Annotated in this window: 20 protein-coding genes, 1 tRNA gene and 1 pseudogene; 8 read left to right on the top strand and 14 right to left on the bottom strand. The window is 61.8% G+C overall.

The window, feature by feature from the left end; genetic code table 11:
* The first annotated feature begins 18 nt into the window (after positions 1-18).
* Positions 19-999, top strand: a complete 981-nt coding sequence (gene hpaD / locus BLV07_RS10840) for a 3,4-dihydroxyphenylacetate 2,3-dioxygenase (protein WP_091884164.1) — start codon at positions 19-21, stop codon at positions 997-999.
* Between the two features lie 42 nt (positions 1,000-1,041).
* Positions 1,042-1,911: a fumarylacetoacetate hydrolase family protein gene (locus tag BLV07_RS10845; protein WP_091884169.1), complete on the top strand. Its 870-nt coding sequence runs from the start codon at positions 1,042-1,044 to the stop codon at positions 1,909-1,911.
* Between the two features lie 42 nt (positions 1,912-1,953).
* Here BLV07_RS10845 and BLV07_RS10850 read toward each other — a convergent pair whose 3' ends face one another.
* Entirely contained in the window at positions 1,954-2,346 is a 393-nt protein-coding gene (locus BLV07_RS10850) for a Rieske (2Fe-2S) protein (protein WP_210187793.1), read from the bottom strand.
* A complete protein-coding gene (gene hppD / locus BLV07_RS10855) occupies positions 2,346-3,449 on the bottom strand; it encodes a 4-hydroxyphenylpyruvate dioxygenase (RefSeq protein WP_091884174.1) in 1,104 nt (367 codons plus the stop codon). Before hppD ends, BLV07_RS10850 begins: the two co-directional genes overlap by 1 nt.
* A 136-nt stretch (positions 3,450-3,585) precedes the next feature.
* Between hppD and BLV07_RS10860 the strand changes: the two are divergent.
* A pseudogene (locus BLV07_RS10860) lies at positions 3,586-4,044 on the top strand (Lrp/AsnC family transcriptional regulator); the annotation flags it as partial.
* Positions 4,045-4,205: 161 nt separating this feature from the next.
* Here the strand turns inward: BLV07_RS10860 and BLV07_RS10865 are convergent.
* From BLV07_RS10865 to BLV07_RS10875, 3 genes are all read right to left on the bottom strand, one after another.
* Entirely contained in the window at positions 4,206-4,787 is a 582-nt protein-coding gene (locus tag BLV07_RS10865; protein ID WP_091884184.1) for an amino acid synthesis family protein, read from the bottom strand.
* Positions 4,788-4,793: 6 nt separating this feature from the next.
* On the bottom strand, positions 4,794-5,657 hold the full coding sequence (locus BLV07_RS10870; protein WP_091884190.1) for a fumarylacetoacetate hydrolase family protein: 864 nt from the start codon (positions 5,655-5,657) through the stop codon (positions 4,794-4,796).
* A 96-nt stretch (positions 5,658-5,753) separates the two neighbouring features.
* Positions 5,754-6,455, bottom strand: coding sequence for an FCD domain-containing protein (locus BLV07_RS10875; RefSeq protein WP_091884678.1), 702 nt, complete (start codon positions 6,453-6,455; stop codon positions 5,754-5,756).
* Positions 6,456-6,568: 113 nt separating this feature from the next.
* Here BLV07_RS10875 and BLV07_RS10880 point away from each other — a divergent pair, with 113 nt between their 5' ends.
* From BLV07_RS10880 to BLV07_RS10890, 3 genes are read left to right on the top strand one after another with little or no spacing between them, the layout of a single operon-like run.
* Positions 6,569-7,561 carry a zinc-dependent alcohol dehydrogenase family protein gene (locus tag BLV07_RS10880; RefSeq protein ID WP_091884194.1) on the top strand — a complete coding sequence of 331 codons (993 nt, stop codon included), beginning with the start codon at positions 6,569-6,571 and terminating at the stop codon, positions 7,559-7,561.
* Positions 7,562-7,578: 17 nt separating this feature from the next.
* Positions 7,579-8,484: a VOC family protein gene (locus tag BLV07_RS10885; protein ID WP_091884198.1), complete on the top strand. Its 906-nt coding sequence runs from the start codon at positions 7,579-7,581 to the stop codon at positions 8,482-8,484.
* A gap of 33 nt (positions 8,485-8,517) precedes the next feature.
* Positions 8,518-9,498, top strand: coding sequence for a Bug family tripartite tricarboxylate transporter substrate binding protein (locus BLV07_RS10890; protein ID WP_091884202.1), 981 nt, complete (start codon positions 8,518-8,520; stop codon positions 9,496-9,498).
* Between the two features lie 98 nt (positions 9,499-9,596).
* On the opposite strand, the gene BLV07_RS10895 is transcribed toward BLV07_RS10890, so the two are convergent.
* The gene (locus BLV07_RS10895) at positions 9,597-10,997 is read right to left on the bottom strand and encodes an OpgC domain-containing protein (protein WP_091884206.1); all 1,401 of its coding nucleotides are present in this window, start codon (positions 10,995-10,997) and stop codon (positions 9,597-9,599) included.
* A gap of 460 nt (positions 10,998-11,457) precedes the next feature.
* On the opposite strand from BLV07_RS10895, the gene BLV07_RS10900 reads away from it, so the two are divergent.
* Positions 11,458-12,120 (top strand): response regulator, encoded by a 663-nt coding sequence (locus BLV07_RS10900; protein WP_091884211.1) that lies wholly within the window; start codon positions 11,458-11,460, stop codon positions 12,118-12,120.
* Here the strand turns inward: BLV07_RS10900 and BLV07_RS10905 are convergent.
* The 6 genes from BLV07_RS10905 to BLV07_RS10925 all read right to left on the bottom strand — a co-directional run bounded on the left by BLV07_RS10905 (position 12,115) and on the right by BLV07_RS10925 (position 18,115).
* Complete coding sequence (locus BLV07_RS10905) at positions 12,115-14,232, bottom strand: MASE1 domain-containing protein (RefSeq protein ID WP_244551053.1); 2,118 nt, start codon at positions 14,230-14,232, stop codon at positions 12,115-12,117. The genes BLV07_RS10900 and BLV07_RS10905 overlap by 6 nt on opposite strands.
* A 411-nt stretch (positions 14,233-14,643) precedes the next feature.
* Positions 14,644-15,216, bottom strand: coding sequence for a hypothetical protein (locus BLV07_RS10910; protein WP_091884219.1), 573 nt, complete (start codon positions 15,214-15,216; stop codon positions 14,644-14,646).
* Between the two features lie 594 nt (positions 15,217-15,810).
* Positions 15,811-16,044, bottom strand: a complete 234-nt coding sequence (locus tag BLV07_RS10915; RefSeq protein WP_091884224.1) for a hypothetical protein — start codon at positions 16,042-16,044, stop codon at positions 15,811-15,813.
* Between the two features lie 312 nt (positions 16,045-16,356).
* Positions 16,357-16,533: a hypothetical protein gene (locus tag BLV07_RS47455; protein WP_176945471.1), complete on the bottom strand. Its 177-nt coding sequence runs from the start codon at positions 16,531-16,533 to the stop codon at positions 16,357-16,359.
* 176 nt (positions 16,534-16,709) lie between these two features.
* Positions 16,710-16,785 (bottom strand) — tRNA-Ile (locus BLV07_RS10920).
* A 355-nt stretch (positions 16,786-17,140) separates the two neighbouring features.
* Complete coding sequence (locus tag BLV07_RS10925) at positions 17,141-18,115, bottom strand: Bug family tripartite tricarboxylate transporter substrate binding protein (RefSeq protein ID WP_091884683.1); 975 nt, start codon at positions 18,113-18,115, stop codon at positions 17,141-17,143.
* 106 nt (positions 18,116-18,221) lie between these two features.
* On the opposite strand from BLV07_RS10925, the gene BLV07_RS10930 reads away from it, so the two are divergent.
* Positions 18,222-19,184, top strand: coding sequence for a TAXI family TRAP transporter solute-binding subunit (locus tag BLV07_RS10930; protein ID WP_091884688.1), 963 nt, complete (start codon positions 18,222-18,224; stop codon positions 19,182-19,184).
* Positions 19,185-19,308: 124 nt separating this feature from the next.
* On the opposite strand, the gene BLV07_RS10935 is transcribed toward BLV07_RS10930, so the two are convergent.
* Both BLV07_RS10935 and BLV07_RS10940 read right to left on the bottom strand, forming a co-directional pair.
* On the bottom strand, positions 19,309-20,520 hold the full coding sequence (locus tag BLV07_RS10935; RefSeq protein ID WP_091884229.1) for an ABC transporter substrate-binding protein: 1,212 nt from the start codon (positions 20,518-20,520) through the stop codon (positions 19,309-19,311).
* 97 nt (positions 20,521-20,617) lie between these two features.
* Positions 20,618-21,511, bottom strand: coding sequence for a substrate-binding domain-containing protein (locus BLV07_RS10940; RefSeq protein ID WP_091884234.1), 894 nt, complete (start codon positions 21,509-21,511; stop codon positions 20,618-20,620).
* Positions 21,512-21,680: the final 169 nt, after the last annotated feature.

Below are 21,680 nucleotides of genomic sequence, written 5' to 3' on the forward strand. Positions count from 1 at the left end.
AGACCAACGGAGGAAATCATGGCATTGCCCAAGCCCAACCTTTATCCACCATTCAACATCGTGCGTCTCAGTCATGTCGAACTCGGCGTGAGCGATCTTGCGAGGTCACGGGCCTTCTATGTCGACACGCTTGGTTTGCAGGTGACGGACGAGAGCTCCGATGAGATCTATCTTCGCGCGATGGAAGAGCGCGGCCATCACTGCATCGTGCTGCGGAAGTCCGAAAAGATCGAAGCCCGTGACCTCGGCTTCAAGGTGTTCAGCGAGGAAGATCTCGACAAGGCCGCCAGCTTCTTCAGCAGCAGGGATCTGCCGGTTGAGTGGGTCGAGCGTCCCTATCAATCCCGCACGTTCCGCACCCGCGATCCCCACGGCATTCCCCTCGAGTTCTATTCCAAGATGGACCGGCTGCCGCCGATTCATCAGAAATACGCGCTCTACAAGGGCGTGAAGCCGCTCCGCATCGATCACTTCAATTGCTTCTCGCCGAACGTCGATGAATCCGTTGCCTTCTACAACGAGATCGGCTTTCGCGTGACGGAGTACACGGCGGATGAGGAGACTGGGCGGCTGTGGGCTGCCTGGACTCACCGCAAGGGCGGCGTTCACGATCTGGCCTTCACCAATGGCCACGGCCCGCGCCTGCACCACACCGCATTCTGGGTGCCGACCCCGCTCAACATCATCGATCTTCTCGACCTCATGGCCACCACCGGATGGGTGTCCAACATCGAACGCGGTCCCGGCCGGCATGGCATCTCGAATGCCTTCTTCCTCTATGTCCTTGATCCGGACGGTCATCGGATCGAGATCTACTGCTCGGATTACCAGACGGTCGATCCCGATCTCGAGCCGATCAAGTGGGACCTGAAGGATCCGCAACGTCAGACGCTTTGGGGAGCGCCCGCGCCGAAATCCTGGTTCGAGCATGGCAGCCTCTTTGCCGGAGCTGAACCGCGCGACGCCGATCTGGCCGCCCAGCCGATCATCGCCCCGTGACCGGGCATTCGCATATCGCCTGAAACGAGGGAAAGGCACCACATGTCTCGTCCGAGGTTCGTCAGCTTCACCCGCAACGGCACACCCGGCTATGGTCTCCTGGGCGATCAGGGCGTCGTCGACCTGTCCGGCCGCCATGGCAAGCGTTGGCGTACGTTGCGTGAGGTGATCGAAGCCGGCGCGCTGGTGTCCCTGGCCGAGGAGAGCGCCGGGTTGCCGGCGGATTTTCCGGTCACTGATATCCGCTACGAGATTCCGATTCCGGCACCGGAAAAAATCATCTGCGTCGGCGTGAACTTCCCGGACCGAAACGAGGAATACAAGGACGGGCAGGCGGCCCCCTCAAATCCCTCGCTCTTCATCCGTTTTCCGCGCTCGTTCACGGGCCATGAACAGGCTCTGCTGCGTCCCCCGGAGAGCCCGCAGCTCGACTATGAAGGCGAAATCGTCATCGTGATCGGCAAGGGCGGTCGCCGGATTCCACAGAGCGCAGCGCTCGACCATATCGCCGCAATATCGCTGTGCAACGAAGGCACGATCCGCGATTGGGTGCGGCACGCCAAATTCAACGTGACGCAGGGGAAAAACTTCGATCGCACCGGTTCGATGGGACCCTGGCTCATCCCCTATACCGATGAGAGCCAGCTTGCCGACGTCAAGCTGGAAACCCGGGTCAACGGCGAGGTCCGCCAGCAGGACCGCACGAGCCGCATGATCTTCTCCTTCCGCAAGATCATCAACTATATCTCGACGTTCACGACGCTGGTTCCTGGCGATATCATCGTGACCGGTACGCCGACGGGTGCCGGCGCGCGCTTCGAGCCACCGATCTGGCTGAAGCCCGGCGACGTCGTCGAGGTGGAAGCAGAGGGCATCGGTATCCTCCGCAACACGATCGCAGATGAGGCATGATCCTTGTCGACTGCCAAGGTCGGGCAGTGGACTTTGGATTGCTCAAGCCGCTGATGCGGCATGCACGCGAATCCGACCGTCGTCATCCACGACGATCGGAATGGCATCGAGGGCGCAATCCAGGCCCAGTCCCTCGACGCCGGTGCCATCCTGAACGCGAAATCCGGCACTGTGGTTGGTGCACCGAAGAACCGTGCCGTCCGCGCTCAGCACGTTCTCGCCGCGATGATCGAGGGGCAGGTACTGATGCGGACATGCATTGACATAGGCTGCGAGAGTGCCCGCCGACCTGACGATCAGGATCGGAAAATCTGCGGGACCGAACTTGATGGACTTGAGGCTCCCTTCGCCAACGTCATGGGCGTCGCACAGGATGGTTCCTTCGGCCGGCGCGCCGCGATAGTTCTTCCATGCGTCAGGTATGGCTGCCTCCATCAGGATGCCTTGAGCACGCCGCGCTGAATCTGATCGGCCTCGATACTCTCAAACAGGGCCTTGAAGTTGCCCTCGCCAAAACCGTCATCTCCCTTCCTCTGGATGAACTCGAAGAAGATCGGGCCGATCACGGTCTTGGAGAAGATCTGAAGCAGGATGCGGGTCAGACCGCCATTGACGACACCTTCGCCGTCGATAAGGATTCCGTGCTTGCGCATGCGATCGAGCGGCTCGGTGTGGCCCTTCACGCGGTCAAACGACTTGTCGTAGTAGATCGAGGGCGGCCCCGGCATGAATTCGAGCCCGCGACCGGCGATGGCGTCGGTCGCCGCATAGATGTCGTCGGTGCCGACGGCGATGTGCTGAATGCCTTCGCCCTTGTACTGGCGCAGATATTCCTCGATCTGGCTCTTGTCGTCGGCGCTTTCGTTGATCGGGATCCGAATCTTGCCGCAGGGGGACGTCAGAGCGCGCGAGGTCAGGCCAGTCAGCTTGCCGGAAATGTCGAAGTAGCGGATCTCGCGGAAATTGAACGTCTGGCTGTAGAACTTGTACCAGGTGTCCATGTTGCCGCGCATGACGTTGTGCGTGAGGTGATCGAGATAATAGAACCCGACGCCTTTCGGGGTTGGATCGACTTCGCCGGTCCAGTCATATTCGGCTGAATAAGGGGAGCCCTTGGCGCCATAGGTCTCGACCAGGTACAGCAGGGATCCGCCGATCCCGACAACGGCGGGCACGTCGAGTGACTTGTCGCTGCCGGTGTATTCCGTTCCGCCGAGTTCGAGGACGCGCTTTAGGGCGTGTTTGGCATCGACGACGCGCCAGGCCATCGCCGGCGCGCAAGGTCCATGTTCGGCGACAAAGCGGGCGGCATGGGAGTTCGGCTCGCGGTTCAGGACGCAATTGATCTTTCCCTGGCGCCAAACGGAGATGTCCTTGGTCTTGTGCCGGGCAACCTCGGTGTAGCCCATTTGCTCGAAGAGCTTTGCGAGCTTCTGCGGCTCCGGATGGGCGAACTCGACAAACTCGAATCCGTCGGTGCCGGCCGGATTGGCCGTCGAAATCGTGGCGGGTGGGGCATCGTGAGGGAAGGGGCCCATATCGCGCTCCTGGAATGGTATTTGATTTAGATCAAAATACCGCGGCTCCGTTGCACGATCTTCGCATAATATGCTCGACAAAATCAGATTATGCGTGAAACATGCGCACATCCCAATTATCGTGCAAGGATCGCGCATGGACCAATTTGACGTGAAATTGCTGCAAGCGCTCCAGTCAGATGGACGCTTGTCGAATTTTGAACTGGCCGATGTTGTCGGCTTGTCGGCATCTCAATGTTCGCGCCGTCGCGCGGCGCTCGAAAATGCCGGCACGATCGCAAGCTACCATGCTCATCTCGATCGCGAATCGCTCGGGCTCGGCATCGTCGTCTTCGTACAGGTGACGCTCGCAACGCACTCGCCGGACAATTCGAGACGCTTCCTCAAGCTCATCGAGAGCCTGGAGGAAGTGCAGGAGGCGTATGCGCTCACGGGCGAAGCCGACTACCTTATCAAGGCCACGATCACCGACCTGAGGGCACTGTCACGCCTGCTGAATGACGTATTCCTACCGCACGACAGCGTTGCGCACGTGCGCTCGTCCATCGTTCTCAATCGGTTGAAGCAAACTTCCCAATTGCCGCTCGGGCATCTGATGCCTGCTGATAAGAGCAAGGCTCATCCTGCGGGCCGTTCGCGATCCCGAGGCAACGCTCATCCACAATCCAAACAATCCAGAAAGGCTTGAGTTGGTAAACCGGTCCACGCCTAGGTACAGGTTTCGCCGCGAGCGCTGAGCAGCGATGCCGTCAATCCTCAGCGCTGCCCATCGTGCACCGAGATATCCGATGCGGCGAGCCCGCCGATCCGCGCATGCGGCCTGCCGCCGGTCGCCATCACCAGGCCGAAAGCAATCTCGTCACGTCTCGGTGCATCCCAGAGCGTCATCTCTGCCGTCCCGAAATGACTGCGCACATAACACGCATGGATGTGCCCAAGCGGGACCATCAGGCGCGTGCCGGGACCGCCGATCGTCTTTGCCGCCGGAACGATCGCCTTGGGTTGCCCGAGCACTTCGCGCATGCCCTGGCCGCCGGCTTCGTGCCAGACGGCGCCGTGCTCGAGCTCGCCGTCCTCGCCGATGATGATGCCCTTGCCATAGGCTTCGATGTGCGGCGCGCCGCCAAGTTGCGCGATCAGCGCGCTCGCGAGTTCGCGTCCGAGCTCACGCAACGACGCTTGAAACGGCATCAGGTTCGGCTCGTAGCGGCCCGCGAAGGGATTGGCGACGACCGCAACGGCCGTCCCGACCAGGAGCGGCTTTTCCAGCCGCGGACCGCGCTCGTGCCAGACCGTCTCGACACTGAGCGCGGTCTTGCGAATGTCATAGGACGGCATGCGAACCTATGCCTCGTCCACGACCGGATTACTGAGCACGCCGATGTTCTCGATCTCGACCTCGACCACGTCGCCGGGCTTGAGGAAGATCGGCGGCTTGCGGGTGAAGCCGACGCCGGCCGGCGTGCCGGTGGCGATCACGTCGCCGGGGACGAGGTCGAAAATGGTCGAGCAATATTCGATCAGCCGCGGGATCGAGAAGATCAGCATCGAAGTGTCCGAGGACTGCACCGTCGCGCCGTTGACGCGCGTCTCGAGCTTCAGCTTGGTGGGATCGCCGATCTCGTCCGGCGTGACCAGCCACGGTCCGAACGGACCCGTGCCGACGAAGTTCTTGCCCGAGGCGATCTGCTGCGCATGACGCTGCCAGTCGCGCACGCTGACATCGTTGTAGATCGAGTAGCCGGCGACATGATTCCAGGCGTCGGCCTGGCTGATGTGACGGCCGCCCTTGCCGATGACGACGGCGAGCTCGCCCTCCCAGTCGAAATTGTCGGAGACCTTCGGCCGGATCACAGGTGCGTTGTGGCCGACCTGGGAGCGCCAGACCCGCAGGAAGATCGGCGGGAATTCCGTGATCTCGCGCTTCATGCCGAAGGCGACCGCTTCATTGTGGTGGTCGAGATAGTTGCGCACGGCGCAGACGATCTTCTCCGGGCGCGGAATGACGGGCAGATATTTGATGGCGCTCAGCGCCATCGTCGGCTTGTGCTGGGCGACGATGGCATCGCGTCGCGCGTAGTCGCCGCTGCCGATGAAGTCCGCCAGCGTCGGATACTGAGGCAGGGCGCGGCCCAGATCCACGACCCCGTTTTCGACAACGGCGCCCCAGCTTTCCCGATTTCCATCCAAGAACGACAGCAGCTTCATGATTACGACCCGCGAGTTGGCATTTTTCGATGATCTCTAGTATTTTCGAAAATTATGCGAGACGCAAGCCCACCGCGCCTGAAAAAGCCGCGCCATCTATTCGGCGTCGAGCAGGTGCCCGGCGTATTTCGCGACATTGTCCGCGGTGGTGCGGATATGGGTCTCGATCAGTTGCACGGCGAGATCGGCATTGCGCGATATGGCCGCCTGCATGATCGCCTGGTGCTCGCCGGCCTTGTCGCGCGGGCGCGGCCGGAAATTGGCCGACAGATGCCGGTAACGCTCGGCGCGATCGAACAGCTCGGCGCGGATCGCCAGCAGGGTCGCAGAGCCGCAGGCGGAGACCAGCGCCTGATGGAATTGCCGGTGCGCGATCTTCCATTCGGGATCGCGCAGCGGATGCTCGGGATCGCGCTGCTCGATGCGCTTCAGCCTGTGCAGTGTCGAGATGACGGCAATTTCCCAGTCGTCGTCGCCTCGTTCGATCGCGCGGCGGATCAATTCCACCTCGATCAGCACCCGGGCGTCGGTGACCTCCACCAGATCCTGGCGGCTGACCGGCGCCGCGCGAAAGCCACGCTGCTCCTGCGCGTCGACCAGGCCCTCGGCGGCAAGGGCGGTCAGCGCCTCGCGCAAAGTGGTGAAGCTCGCGCCGAAGCGCTCGCGCAACACGTCGAAGCGCAGCGGCGCGCCCGGCGCCAGACCGCAGGTCACGATCTCCTCGCGCAGCCGATGGGTGATATCGGCAGCGATCGTCTTGCCGAATTCCTTGCGGGGGCGAATGGCGCTGTCAGGCATGGTCCTGCCCATGAATGGATGGCCCAAGATGCCGCGCCAAGGACCATCTTGCAATAATTTTCGTAACCGCTAGTATTTTCGAAAATCAAGATCCGAGGAGGGGGAATGCACTCATGAGAGCGGTTCTGGTACGACAGCCGGGCGGGCCGGATGCACTCGAACTGGTCGAGGCGCCGGTGCCAGCGCCCGGTGCCGGACAGGTTCAAATCCGTGCCGAGGCGTTCGGGGTCGGGCAACCCGACGTGCTGATCCGCCGCGGTGTCTACAAATGGATGCCGCCGCTGCCGGCCAATCCCGGCAATGATGTTGCTGGTCGTATTGCCGCGCTCGGGTCCGGCGTTGAAGGCTTGCAGGTCGGCCAGAAGGTCCTGCTGAGCGCGCGTGACCTGTCGCAGCGCGGTGGCTGTTACGCCGAATACGTCGTCGCACCGGCAGACGCCGTTCATGCACTTCCCGACAATGTCGATCTGCAAGCAGCGGTGTGCCTGTCGAACTACCAGGTCGCCTACGCGCTGCTGCACGAGTGCCGGCATCCGCGCGCGCCAAAAAGTGTGCTGGTGATCGGCGCGGCCGGCGGCGTCGGTACTGCGCTGGTGCAGCTGGCCAAGCTGGCACAGATGACCGTGATCGGCACGGTCTCCACCGAGGAGAAGGCCGCCTTTGCGCGAAGCAACGGTGCCGACCACGTCATCTTCTACCGTAGCGAAGATGTCGTGGCACGGGCCCGCGAGCTGAGCAATGGCGACGGCGTCGGCCTCGTTCTCGACCACGTCTGCGGACCCGAGTTCACCTCCTATCTTGGCGCGCTCGGCAAATGGGGCACGCTACTGTCATACAACGCCTTCGCCGGGTTGCCGGAAGAGAATCTAATGGCGGCGATGCGCAATCATCTCGACATCTGCCCGGCCGTGCGTTGCTTCTCCTTCCACATCTATGACCATGATCGCGAAGGGCGTCGTGCCCTGATGCGCAATGTGATCGAGGCCCTGAGCCGCAACGCGATCAAGCCGGCGATCTCGGCGACACTGAAGCTCGACCAGGTCAGGCAAGCTCACACACTGCTCGAGCAGGGCTCCGCGCTCGGCAAGATCATCATGACGCCATGAGAGAGTGAACCAACACAATGACGATCCAAGCGCCCATTGCTCGATTCACACGGCTGAGACACGCCACTTTCGCCTCGCCGGATTGCGAGCGACTGCTCGACTATTACCGCGAAGTGATTGGCCTCGGCCTGGTCGGTCGCGATGGACATCGCATTTTTCTCGCCAGCGATTCCGAGCAGCTTTCGCTCGTGATCGAGCCCGGCGAGGCGGCGCTGAAGAGCATCGCTTTCGAGATTTCTCCGAATGTCGAGATCGAGTCGCTGAGCGCCGCCCTGAAACGCGCGGATTTGCGTCCCGAACTGCGGAGTGATCCTCTGCCCGGCGTCTCCAGGCTGCTGTCGTTCATCGATCCCGAGGGAACGCAGTTCGAATTGATCCAGGGCTGGACGCCGACGCCGGCGCAGGAGCGGATCGGTGCGCTCGCCGTCACCAAGCTCGGCCATGTCGCGCTTCGCACGCCCGATCCGCTTGCGGCCTCGGAGTTCTATGCGAACGTCATGGGTTTCCGAGTCTCCGACTGGGTCGAGGACCGCTTCGTCTTCATGCGCAGCGGCTACGAACATCACACGCTGAACTTCGCCCGTGCTCCCGTGCGCAGCCTGCATCATCTTGCATTCGAACTGCGCGGCCCTTCCCACATGCAGCAGGCCTGCGATCATCTCGCCCGCCACAAGCTCCCCATCCTTTGGGGACCGGTCCGTCACGGTCCCGGCCACAACACAGCCGTCTATCACCGCAATCCCGATGGTCATCTGGTCGAGCTGTTCCACGATCTCGACCGCATGATCGATGAGGAGCTCGGCTATTTCGATCCGCGTCCCTGGCATCGCGATCGTCCGCAGCACCCGAAAGTCTGGGTCGGACTGCCGCGCGACGTCTGGGGTCTGCCGCCATCACCGGAATGCGTCGAGTTCGCCCGCTAGAGCATAATCAACAGTCAAAGGGAGGATGCATCCATGCGATGGATGAAGCGACTTGCTGCGACCGGATTTCTGCTTGGCAGCTTTGTGGCGGCCGGCCCGGCCCAGTCGGCGGACAACTATCCGTCGCGCCCGATACGCTTGATTCACGGCTTTGCCGCCGGCGGTGCGGCCGATACGCTGTCACGCATCATCGCCGACGGGCTGTCCAAGAAGCTCGGGCAGCCGATCGTCGTCGAGGCCAAGCCCGGCGCCGGCGGCAACATTGCGGCGGACGCGATCGCCAAGGCCGAGCCCGACGGCTACACGATCGGACTCGTCACGGGCGCCCACGCCATATCGGCCGCGACCTACAAGAGTCTGAGCTACCAGCCGGCCGAGAGTTTCGACATGATCTCGACGCTGGTCTACTACGCGCTGGTCATTGCGGTGCGTAACGACTACCCGGCCAAATCGCTCGGCGAATTGATCGCGGCGGCAAAGCAGAAGCCCGGCGCGCTCAGCTTCGGCTCGGTCGGTTTCGGCAGCACGCATCATCTTGCGGGAGAGCTGCTCGACGCGATGGCCGGCATCGACATGGTACATGTACCCTATCGCGGGGATTCCCAATCGGTCACCGCGCTTCTGGGCGGAGAAGTGCCCGTGATCGTCGGCACGCCCGTCCTGCTTGCTCCGCAAATCCAGAGTGGGGCCATTCGGGGCTTGGCAGTCACTTCGCCGACGCGGACCGCGCTGTTGCCGGATGTTCCAACGGTCGAAGAAGCCGGCGTCAAGGGATATGACGTGCGGACCTGGGCGGGCCTTCTCGCTCCCAAGGGAACCCCGCCTGCCGTCGTCGCCGCACTCAACTCAGCGACACTCGACATCCTCAAGAATCCCGAGATCAAGCAGCGGCTGGAAACGGCTGTCGGAGGCGAAGTCCGTGGCAGCTCTCCCGACGAGATGCAGAAGCTGATCCAGTCCGAAATCGCGAAGTGGTCGGGCGTGGTTGAGCGTGCGAAGATCCCCAAGATCTGATCCGGGCGTCCGCCTCGACTCCGCGACGATCATGCTGGCCTTTTCGCCGAGCCCGTCGCGGAGGCCACAGACATTCCGCTCGAGTGATAGAAGTCAGGTCAGACGGATACGGAAGGGGACTGACTTGGTGGGCATGACGAGGCCGCGATGGCATCCGCCTTGAGCCGCGCCAATTCGCCTGCGAGGCGAGGCCCCTGGTGGGATTGCCGCTCCGCGAACCGGCCATCGATGAGGCGCTTCTGGCCGCCGGCCCACCCGAACTCGCGCAGTCCTCGGCGAAACGCCTCCAGGGTGCGCCAGCCAACGGTGCCCCAGGCGTCCTGCGGGGCGCGCACACCCATCGGCAGTGCAATGATCGGCTGCGGCCTGGGTTTGATCTTGATCAAGTTCAGCAGCGTCGCCGCCACGATCATCGTTAGGACGCCACCAACGCTGAGCGTGATCTGCATCACAAGCCCTGCAGATATGTCGAGCAGCGCCAGGAGGCTGACGAGCGTAAGCAGAACGCCGAGGCAGAAGATTGGCAACGAGTGCCTGCCACAGAGGATGGCGCCGCGCATCACCGCAGTCGTCAATGCTTGGCGATTGGGCGGCACGAACCATACCGCTACAACTGCAAGAGCCAGGAAATGCAATAGACGTAACGGATCGAGATTCGATTTATCCATCGGATAAGCCAACTTCGTCAGCCCCTGCGGGATCAACACTTCCAGCGGCTTGATTCTCCAGCTCAATGCGATGACGAGGCTGAAGACCAGATAGAGAACGGCAGGCGCAAGCGCGATGCGTGACGTTAGCCAGGGGCGCACTCTTTCGCCCTCGATTATCATCCACGCGCCAAGCACCACCAGCAGCTGCCAGGCCAGTGGATTGAAAGCCCAGTGGCCGCTCGGCCACGCCGGCAAGGACCAGCCGAACATATGCACCAGCGTATAAAGCGCCAGCGAGGCGCCAAGTGTCACGTTCGGCAGTCGGAGCAGCAACCACAGCAACGGCGCGAACAGGAGGTGGAGAAGCACGAAGATCGGCAACACGTCGGTATTGACCGGGCGGTACTGCAGAATCGCCGCATGCGCGAGCGTCGCGCCCGGCTGGTCCAGCAGAATGCGCGTATTGCTCTCGTCAGCAAGGCGTTCCACGCCAGCGATGTGGACCAGGAGGGCGCAGGCGAGCGTGAGCAGCAGAAATGCGACATAAATGTCCCGGCTTCGCCGCAGCGTCCGGCGGATCACGCTGGTCCATCCCTCGCACCTCCATACCTTTCCGTAGGCCAGTGCGCAGGTGACGCCCGATACGAACATGAACACTTCCGCGGCATCGCTGAAGCCGTAGTTTCGCAGCGTCAGCCAACTTCCAATGTTATTGGGGACATGATCAAGAAAGATGCACCAGAGCGCGATGCCGCGGCAGGCGTCAATGCGCAGGTCGCGGCCGCCGTTGGCTTTCAGCTCCGGCGCCGCATCCGCGGATGGCTTCAAGGTGGCGGTTCGGTCATGCATTGGCTTGCCTCGTCCAGCGTGCGCGCACGCTTAAAGAGGAACGATCGAGACGGATCGAATTTGAAAAAACACGGCGCTGCGGGTCGTGACAGCGCCGCAGTTCAGGGTTGCTTCACATCGACCAGGCCACGACAGCAATTGCGACAATGATCATATGGCCGCGCCGAGTAAAACGCTGGTGGAGAGGCGGACTGTCGACATCATCGTTCAAGTGGCGCAGTGTGTAAATCGGCCGCAGGTCGGTACAGAGAGGTGCCTAGGTCCTATGACCAAGGTACCGTCCGGGCCGCGGTATCTATTTGAGTGCCGATTGCAACCATTGCACACAGCAGCGCTCGGCTCCTACTCTGAGTGCCTGACGGCGGAACCACTGGACCAGAGATAGAAGGTGGACGGTTTCGAAGGTGGGTGTATGATTTTTCATTGATCTCCGGGCGCTCAGAGAACGGAGAGCATTTTTATGAAGGTTCTTGTCGTTGACGATCACACATTGATCCGCGAGGCGTTGCACGGCGTCCTGAAGCAATTGAAGCGAGAGGCCGTGATATTCGAAGCGTCGAGCAGTCGAGAGGCCATGCACATCGTCGAGGAGAATCCCGATATCAGCCTCATTTTGCTCGATATCAATTTGCCTGACCGCGACGGCTTCTCTGTCCTTTGCGAACTGCGCCATCGCTATGCGACGATTGCTATCATCATTCTCTCGTCCACCGATGATCAGGACACGGTCAGGCGCGCTTTCAAACTTGGCGCGCTGGGTTTCATCCCGAAAACCACGGAACGTGACGTGATGCTCAACGCTATTGAGTTGGTGTTCTCCGGCGGAGTTTACATTCCCTCGGAGATTCTGGAGGAAACGGCGGGTCCGCGGCTTGCAGATAAACCATTGGCTCGCGACTCGCTCAAGGGGCGCGGATTGACCGATCGTCAGATCGACGTACTTGCGCTGCTGATGAAGGGAAAAAGCAACAAGGTCATTGCCAGGACGCTCAATATGGCAGTGCCGACAGTGAAGAATCACATCACGGTCGTTCTCAAGGCGCTCGGCGTAGCGACACGCACTGAGGCCGTCATAAAGGTCGGAAAAATGGGCTGGGAATGGCCGCCGAAATCTGAATCATGAAACTGCCCCGGTGCCTCCACCATCATGATTCCTAAGGAGCTCATGCATGACAGCGCGGAGCCGCATCGGGTCGACGGGCTTGTGCAGCAAAATGTAACCTCTGTCCCTAGCGTCCCGCAGAGGTTCAGCTCCAGTATCGCCGCTGATGAGAATGGCGGGAATTGACGCGCCAAACGCCGCATTGATTTGTTCAATTGCCCGGATTCCGGTCTTCCCGCTTGCGAGATGATAGTCCGAGATTATGAGATCTGGGCACTGTTCGCGCTCGGCAAGTCGGACTAGTGCAGCTTCGTCGGATCCGGCGGCAAGAACCGAGTATCCCCATTTGCTGAGCAATTCGCCCGTTCCCTCCTGCACGATCGGAGTATCGGCAATAACGAGAATTGCCTTGCCGTCGACCGCGAAGGCGCCGGGGTGGGGTAAGTCGGCGGGCGCCGCGGACCTGACGCATTGATCGACTTTCGGAACCAGAATCGCAAATCGCGAACCTCGGCCCACAGTCGAAGCCAGGTCGATTTGATGGTTGAGAAGCACGCGAAGCTTGTCGACGATGGCGAGGCCGAGCCCCAGTCCGCCGGACCGGTTCTGTTCTGAGGTGGGAACTTGAAAAAACTCGCCAAAGATATTGTGCTTTTGATCGTCGGGAATGCCAGGACCGGTATCGCATACTTCGATACGCAACATTTCACCGCGACGACGACATCCGACCAGGATACCGCCCTGCAACGTATAGCGCACCGCATTTGATACAAGATTCAGCATGATGCGTTCGAGCAGCATCGCGTCGCTTCGCACCCAGGCATCACTTGGCCTGACGCGTAGCCGCAGACCCTTTTTTTGCGTCGCCTGGTCAAACGCCGTCTCGATTTTTTGCAACAGGCGCCCGATCGGGAACTCGGTCATTTTGGGCGTAAGTATCCCGGCATCCAGCCTGGACATGTCCAGGAGCGAATTGAACATTTCATCCATTTCCTTGCGGGTTGCGTCGATCCGTTCGATCGTCTTTGTCCTTTCATCCGGGTTGAGCGGCGTGCGCAGCTGGGCGACGAACAACCCCAACGCATGTAAGGGTTGCCGCAAATCATGGCTTGCCATGGCGAGAAAGCGCGATTTCGCTGCGTTGGCGAGCTCCAGTTCCTGCGTACGCTCTGCGACCTTCTGCTCGAGTTCGACGTGCGCGCGGCGCAGGCTTCCTTCAGCGCTCTTGCGGACCTCGACATCCGCGCTCAGCAGCAAGCTTGGAACGGTAATGCTGTTCAAGAACATCAACACGAGCAGGAACGACGCATTGGGATCTGGCGTCGCGAAGGGGCCGCCGCCCGTGTGCGTTCCCCAAATCGTGATGCCCGCGAGCACGAGGGCAACCGTTGCGGTATCGCGTGGACCGCGACGCAGCGCCGCCCATAACATGGGCAGGATCGCCAGAAAGCCGAGTGGATCTCGGCCGGGCGTCTGTTCGATCAGGGGGCTGAAGGCAATGAGGCCAACAGCCGCCGCTGTTGCGAGGACCGCTGCCGTCTCCGCAAAATCGTGCCGGTTGAAGGCATGATGGTGGTTTGATGCCCACAGCACGATCACCGGGGCAATGACCAGTGCGCCGGTCACGTCGCCCAGCCACCAGGTGATCCACGCGTCCGCGAAATTCTCCGGCTCGATGTACCCGAAGAGTGCCAGGCTGGTCAGTCCGATGCTGGCGCTGATCGGCGTCGCGATCACGACGCAGATCAGGGTAAACTTTGCGACGGAATTTGGCGTTGAGAACGTTTCACACCCGCCTGACCACTGATTAATGAGATACGCGCCGGCGATCGCTTCAAGAGAGTTACCGGTTGCAATCGCAGTTGCAGTGGCAACGGAGCCTGCCGTCGTCGCATTGGCGATCAGCGCCGCCGCAAAAATTGCGGGCCAAGTTCGATATCCCCGCAACAGCACCGCCGCCAGCGCGACGCCTGTCGGCGGCCAAATCGGCGTTGCGCTGGGATGAATGGAGGCGAGGGCAAGGCCACCCTTTGCCGAGGCGAAATAGATCACTCCAATCACGACCAGACCGCCGACGTAGCTGACGCTGCGGTATGAATCCATGTCGGACACTAATGATCGTCGATCGGACATCGTCCGCGCCTGGACTAGGCAATTGGGTCGTTCACCATGACTGACTTTTAATTTAAAGAGACGACGCGTGCGCTGGAGGAACATCTGGCCGACTTGCGGTCCATCCCTCGCCTCAGCACCAGTGGGAGACGAACAGGCCGCCGTTGCGCCCGGAGGAATTCGCGCCGTCTCGCGTTCACCCGACTTTTCGGGGGGGAGCCATCGTACGACGAAGATAGGCTCTCCGAAAGGCTGGATTTAAACTCGGACAAAGTCGCTGTGTTCGACAAGGGCCCTATCTCTCGTTGGAGCCTGGGGACTGAACCACTTGCACGATAAATGCTGTGGCGGACGAGGAAGCGCAAGCTTGACTCAAGAACAGAAGCATCCCCATGACCGACCGATGCTCTCCGCTCTACGGCCGTACGTTCCTTATCGCAGCGGACAGTTGTAAGTCGTGACGATATAGATTCCACGACGCATCCGTTTCGAAGCAACGATTTCGCAACTTGATCCGACGTGGCGGAGCCACTCCGAAGCTCCGCCGTTTTGCGTGAGGTTGTCACTCGGGTTCGAGACGAGGTAAGCGTCGTTTTCCATGCCTGCTAACCCCCAGCTTTCCCAATCCAGCATAACCGAGTCCCTGTCTGCGAACCCTTCCAGTGCGTCGTTGTGCGTGAAAGACCAAGCTAGAAACCGAAGTTCATCCTTCGCTGCCGGCAGTGCCCAGAATGTTCCGACGATCAACGTGAGCATCACCACGAGCGAGACGACTATCGAACGCGCTCGGGGCGATTTCCTCTCGAGTATTGCCCAGATGCAGAGTCCGATGCAGACTAATGCTACCGCTGGCAGGTAGAGTGAGATGAGAAGCAGAAACGTACTAAAGTTCTTACCATCCCACGCGAGTGGAGCCGCAGTCGTGACCGCGGCAATGGCGGCAACAAGGGGCAGCCACCGTAGCGTACGAGCCTGTTTATCGAGGGCCTGAGCAAAGGAGGTCATGGTCCCAAATTTATCGAACAGGTCCCTGCAGTTGCAAGCACGAACCCGCCTTCGCCCTTTGGGCTTCGGCGTGGCAGTCTTCACCCGCTTCGCTTCTGATGTCTGGCTCTGGCTTGCCTAGCCGAAGCTCGCGAAGCGAGCGAAGGCTGGTGGGCCCGGCAGGACTCGAACCTGCAACCAGACCGTTATGAGCGACGGGATAACGGTCGCCTTCGTTGAGTTTGCTGTGTTCTCGTTTGCTTTCGACCGCGTCTGCAGCGTTTCGTCCAGGTTGTTTCTGAGATTACGATGACACTGCACTCAATTGGCAACGAGTGCGGCTGGTCCCGCGCTAGGCGAAGTGGTGCGGTTGACAAAGGGGGCGACGATGCGAGCCAAGCGGGCCATGCCCGCGATGATGCGTGTCGAGGCGGGTCAATTGAATCCACTGTCAGCGTAATAGCTTCCGCGCCGTCAAATCGCGCTCCTCTCGCCATGCCGCAGGCGGCGTTTCCAAATCCTCAAATCCGGGGCGCCCATCACGGCGCGTCGAGCTGCTGCGGGGCAATACGTGTAGTGACGTAAAACCCCCTGCCATGTGCGGGGCTTGATCATCTAGCTCTTCGTCGGGTGACAGATGATCTGTTGGATGCTGTTGAACGGCGCCATGAGAGGCCTAGCTTTTGCGTGGTCCGTATGATCGCTCCCAGCGATGAAATCGCTCCCCACGATGTAGGGCGGGTACATGGTGCATGCATTCTGCACGCCGAACACAATCGTCAAGGATTCGCAGTCCTCTACCAGCTTCGAGAGATGGCCTTCCAGCGTATGCGGGTCGATCTCCGACATTAGGCTGTCCCCTTAGTTGGACTCAATGTGCAGCACCTTAATGAGGCCACCGACAAATGCAGAAAAATCCGAGGGACCGACGCCGGAACTTCCCCCGCCCCCTCGCATTACGGTGACGCACTTAAATCGTGAGCCTCCGAATCCGTGAAATTGACGAGGGTCATTTGAGTGCATGTCACCGTATTCGACAATGCAATGCAAATGCGGCCGTTACTGTGCTGGGCAAAAAAGTAGTATATTTGACAGGGGACGACGATGCTAGCCAAGCGGGCTATGCCCGCGATGATCCGCGCCGGAAGCGGAACAGGTCAGTTATGCACAAGTCGTCGCGTACGTATCGTCCAAAGAGCCTACGAGCCGCGTGGGACTGAAGACGTTGATGGCTACGGCTTGAAATTCTTCGAGCTTGCCGTCTTCCTTGAGAAGGTCGTCGAGCGTGCTCAGCTTGGCCGCTGAGCGCGGCGCTTTCCTTTTCGTAGGCTTGGCCATCGAAACCCCTAGTTGCAAACGATCTCAGCCTGCCGCGCGTTATGGGCTGTTCCGAAGTCTTTCATGGCAGCGCCCGCCTTCGCCCTTCGGGCTCCGGCGTGGCAGCCTTCGCACACTTCGCGCCATAGCCGCCTGAGCTGGCTTGCCGAGCCGTAGCTCGCGAAGCGAGCGAAGGCTGGTGGGCCCGGCAGGACTCGAACCTGCAACCAGACCGTTATGAGCGGCCGGCTCTAACCATTGAGCTACAGGCCCCGCCGCGAGGCGGCCGCTTCGCGCGGCCGGCAACGGTGCGCGGTTCGTTTACAGGGCCTGAGGCGGGGGTGCAATGCCGGCTCTGGTCAACGGAAAGCCGGGGCTGCGCGGCAAGCACTGCTCGTCGGATGATTGCTGGATTCGGAATAATCGCATTTTGCCAGTGTTTTGCCCGACGAGTCAATGGCCATGCGGTCATCCGGCCGGTTCCTGCTCTTGCGTTTCCTTAACCCGCTGTGATTGCTCACGTCTTCTACTGTGCATGGGGTTGTTTTCGCACTTTTTGTTGAGAGGGCCTGTCGGTCCCCTCAAACGTCTTGCCGGCACGCGACGCACCCCCGCGGCGGGGCGCCGCCTAGTCCACCGAAACCCCGGCGAACTCGACCACCTTGCGCCACTTCTCGGTCTCGTCCGCCACCAGCTTGCCGAACTCGGCCGGGGTCATCGGCTTGGCGATGCCGCCGGTCTCCGCGAGGCGGGCGACCAGCTTCGGGTCCTTCAGGGCTTCGCCGACGGCCTTGTTGAGGACCTCGATCACCTCGGGCGGCGTGCCCTTCGGCGCGGAGATGCCGTAGAAGCCGACGGACTCGAAGCCCGGCACGGTCTCGGCGATCGCGGGCACGTCGGGCACGCTGGGCCAGCGCTGCGGCGAGGTCACCCCAATCGCGCGGACATTGCCGCCCTTCGCCTGCTCCATGGCGGAGGGCAGGTTGTCGAAGATCAGCTGCACCTTGTTGGAGATGATGTCGGGGAAGGCGATGGCCGAGCCGCGATAGGGCACGTGCACCATGTCGCATTTGGTCATCACCTTGAACAGCTCGGCCGACATGTGCACCGAGGTGCCGTTGCCGGAGGAGGCAAAGGAGACTTTTCCGGGATTGGCCTTGCAGTAGTCGATGAACTCCTGAACCGTCTTGGCCGGGAACGCGTTGGAGACGACCAGCATGTTGGTGAGCTGCATGATGCTCGCGACCGGCACGGTATCGCGCAGGAAGTCGAACGGCAGCTTCTTGTAGAGCGAGGTCGAGATCGCGTTGTTGGGCGCGACGAACAGCAGCGTGTAGCCGTCCGGCGGCGAGTTGATCGCGGCGGCGGCCGCGATGTTGCCGCCGGAGCCGGTGCGGTTCTCGACGATGAATTGCTGGCCGAGACGGTCCGACAGCCACTGCGCCATGATCCTTGCCACGATGTCGACCGGGCCGCCGGCGGAAAAGCCGATCAGCCAGTGCACGGGGCGGTCGGGATAGGCGGCGGAGGCGGGAAGTGTGGCGTTGAAAAGACCTAAAAAGACTGCGAGCCCAAAAACACCGTGACGCAAAATTCGCAACATGACGCCTCCCATTGTTCTATTGTCGTTGGGGGCATGCTTTCACAAAATCGGGCTGCTGCCTACATCGTCGCAAGTCGGTGTTGACGCAGGCTCGGCGGAAATGACCATGAGATTCGCGACTATTCTGCTCGCCGCGGCGCTGCTCGCCAGCTCCGCCGCTGCTCAAACCGGAGGCAACGCCATTCCGACCACGACACTCAGCCTCGGCACTGCGACGCCCGGCGGCGGCTTTCCGCTCTACGGCAACGCCTTCGCGGAGGTGATGAACGCGGCCGATCCGCAAACCAGCATCATCCCGCGCAACACCAAGGGCAGCAACGAGAACATCCCGCTACTGGAGAAAGGCGAGCTCGATCTCGCGTTGGTCGCAGGCGAGCCGGCCTATGAAGCCTTTGCCGGTGTCGGCCGTGCGCCTGTGCGGCTGAAGATTCTCACCGCGATCTATTCCAACCCCGGCATGTTCGTGGTGCGGGCGGACAGCCCCTACAAAACCATTCGCGATCTGGTCGGTCAGCCCGTCGCGTTCGGCGCCAAAGGCTCGGGCCTGCCGATCCTGGCGCGCTACGTGCTCGATGGACTCGGCCTCAAGCAGGACGAGGATTTCAAGGCGGTCTATCTCGATCGCGCCGGCGATGGCCCCGCGATGGTCGAGGATGGTCGCGTCGCCGCGCTGTGGGGCGCCGGCATCGGCTGGCCCGGCTTTGCCGCAGTCGCATCGAGTGCGTCAGGCGCACGCTTCATCGCGCCCAGCGCAGAAGAGATCACGCGCATCCGCGCCAAGCATGCGTTCCTGAAGCCGCTCACCGTGCCGGCCAATAGCTATCCGAAGCAGACGGAGCCGATCGCTTCGCTGGGATCGTGGAGTTTTGTCCTGACGCGCGAGGATTTGCCGGCTGACGTCGCCTATCGCCTGGCAAAGACGCTGCACGGCGCAGAAGTGATGTTCTGCAAGAAGCTCGCGCAGGCCTGCGAGACGACGGCCGCGAACACGGTCGCGGCAGCGCCAAAGGTGGAGCTGATCCATCCGGGCGTGATGAAGTATTTTCGCGAGATCGGCGTGGTGAAATAGCGAGTCTCTCCGCGCATCCAATGAGAGCTGGTTCTAGCGGAGAGAAACCCCTCACCCGGCCGCGCTTCGCGCAGCCACCCTCTCCCACAAGGGGAGAGGGTGCACCGTCAGCACGGCTCCACCGTCACTTCTTCACCAGCGCACATGCCGGGTCCGGCGGCCCGAACGCCTTGTCGCCGGAGATCGTCGTGAGGATCTTGTAATAGTCCCACGGATATTTGCTCTCCTCCGGCGTCTTCACCTGAACCAGCCAGAGGTCGTGCACCATCAGATTGTCCTCGCGCAGTCTGCCGTTGCGGGCGAAGAAATCCTCGATCGGCTTCTCGCGCATCTTGGCGGCCACTTTAAGCGGATCGTCGGTGCCGGTCTCCTTGATGGCGTTGAGATAGTGCATCACGCTGGAATAGACGCCGGCCTGCCACATCGACGGCATCTTGTTCATCTTGGCGAAATAGCGCTTCGACCATTCGCGGGTCTTGTCGTCCATGTCCCAATAGAACGACGTGGTCAGGAGCAGGCCTTGGGCTGCCTGCAGGCCGAGGCCGTGGATGTCGGTGATCAGCGCCAGCAGCGCCGCCATCTGCTGGCCGCCCTTGAACACGCCGAACTCCGAGCCGGTCTTGATCTCGTTCATGTTGTTGGGGGGGCCGGCTGCAATGCCGATGATCTTGGCCTTGGAGGCCTGCGCCTGCAGCACGAAGGAGGAGAGATCCGGCGTTGCCAGCGGCGGCCGCACCGAGCCCAGCACCTTGCCGCCATTGGCGGTGACGACGGCGGAGGCGTCGCGCTCCAGCGAATGGCCGAAGGCGTAGTCGTCGGTGATGAAGAACCAGCTGTCGCCGCCGCGCTTGACCACCGCATCCGCCGTGCCGACCGCGAGCGCGCGGGTGTCGAACACCCATTGGATCGCGTAAGGAGAGCAGAATTTGCCGTGGAAATCCGCGGTGCCGGTGGAGTGCGTGATGAACAGCCGCTTCTTCTCGTTGGCGATGTTCTGCACCGCGAGCCCGACCGCGGAGACCGGCACGTCGACGATCAGATCGACCTGGTCGACGTCGTACCACCGCCGCGCGATCGCGCCGCCGACATCGGCCTTGAGCTGGTGGTCGCCGATCACGACGCTGATCGGCTTGCCGAGCACGGTGCCGCCGAAATCGTCGATCGCCATCTGCGCCGCCGTCACCGAGCCCTGGCCGGTCGGCGCCGAGGCCGGGCCGTTCATGTCGGTGAGCACGCCGATCTTGACGACGTTGTCCGACACCTGCGCCGACGCCACACCCGGCAGCAGCGCCGCCAAGGCGGCCGCGACCGGCAGTCCAAATCTGTTTGGATTCATGCCTCTCCTCCCCTGATCCGGCTCGTTGGCCGGTGTTGCCCGGGTATGCCCGGCTGAATTGGTTTCTTTTGCAACTATTTGGGGGCGGGCGTCAATGTCAGGCCGCGAAGCGGATCTGTCCCGCCGGCGAGGGGTCGTAGCCGGTCAGCTCCTCGGCGCGCTGGTGCAGCCGCCTTTCGCCGAGCAGCCGGAGCACGGACTGCATGGCAGGGCGGAAATAGCTGCGCTGCCGCATCGCGAGGTCAAAGTTTTCCCAGACCAGCGGCACGAAATCGAGGGCGGCCGAGCGCGCCGCCGCGCGCGTTGCGATCCCGCAATCGGCCTGGCCGGCGCGGACGATCTCGACGAGGTCCGGGCCGGTCAGAGCTGGCGTCTCAATGCGGCGCAAATCCCGCGTCGAGGCGCCCGCGCGCTTGAGCAGCCCGTCGAGCAGCATCTGCGCGCCCGTGCCCTGTGGTCGCATCGCCATCCTGGCGCCGCGTGCGAGCACGTCGGACAGGCCGTGCAGCTGCTTGGGATTGCCGTGCGGCAGCACGAGACCCTGCTCGCGGCGCACGAACGCGACCAGCACCGCGTCGTGCAGATCGGGAGCTGCCCGCAGCGCCTCGACACTGGCATCGCTGGCGAGATTGTCGGAGGCGTCCAAGGCATGGAAGTGCACCGCCGCAGCCATCACCTCGTTGCGCTGCAAGCGCTCGAGTCCGCGCGCGCTGCCCTCGCTCATCGATCCCAGCCCAGAGCCGGATTCGCGCAGGCTCCAAGCCAAGAGCTCGTCCTGGCCGCCGCCCACGACCGGCGGCGGCTCCGCGATCAGCATGCCGGCCGGGCGCGCCAGTCCCGACAGCACCCAGAGATCGAGCTCGTGCCGCGGGAAGAGCCACTTCCCGGTCACCTTGGTGCAGGGGATCGCACCGGTGGTGACGAGTTCGTAAAGCTTGCGTTCGCCGAGCCGAAGATAGTCGGCGGCTTCGCTGGTCGTCAGGAATTCCATCCTGCATTCCTATGCAAATTCTTGCTTCTTTTTGATGTTCGACGCAGGTGGAATTCTGCATTTCAATTCGTATCGGCGGGAACCATGCCCGATCATCTCGCTGCTTTGCAACACATCCGCGCGCGCGATTTCTGCTTTGGTGAACGATCCGAAAGCGCTCGCGCTTTGC

Source organism: Bradyrhizobium sp. Rc2d (assembly GCF_900099855.1).
Lineage (GTDB): Bacteria > Pseudomonadota > Alphaproteobacteria > Rhizobiales > Xanthobacteraceae > Bradyrhizobium.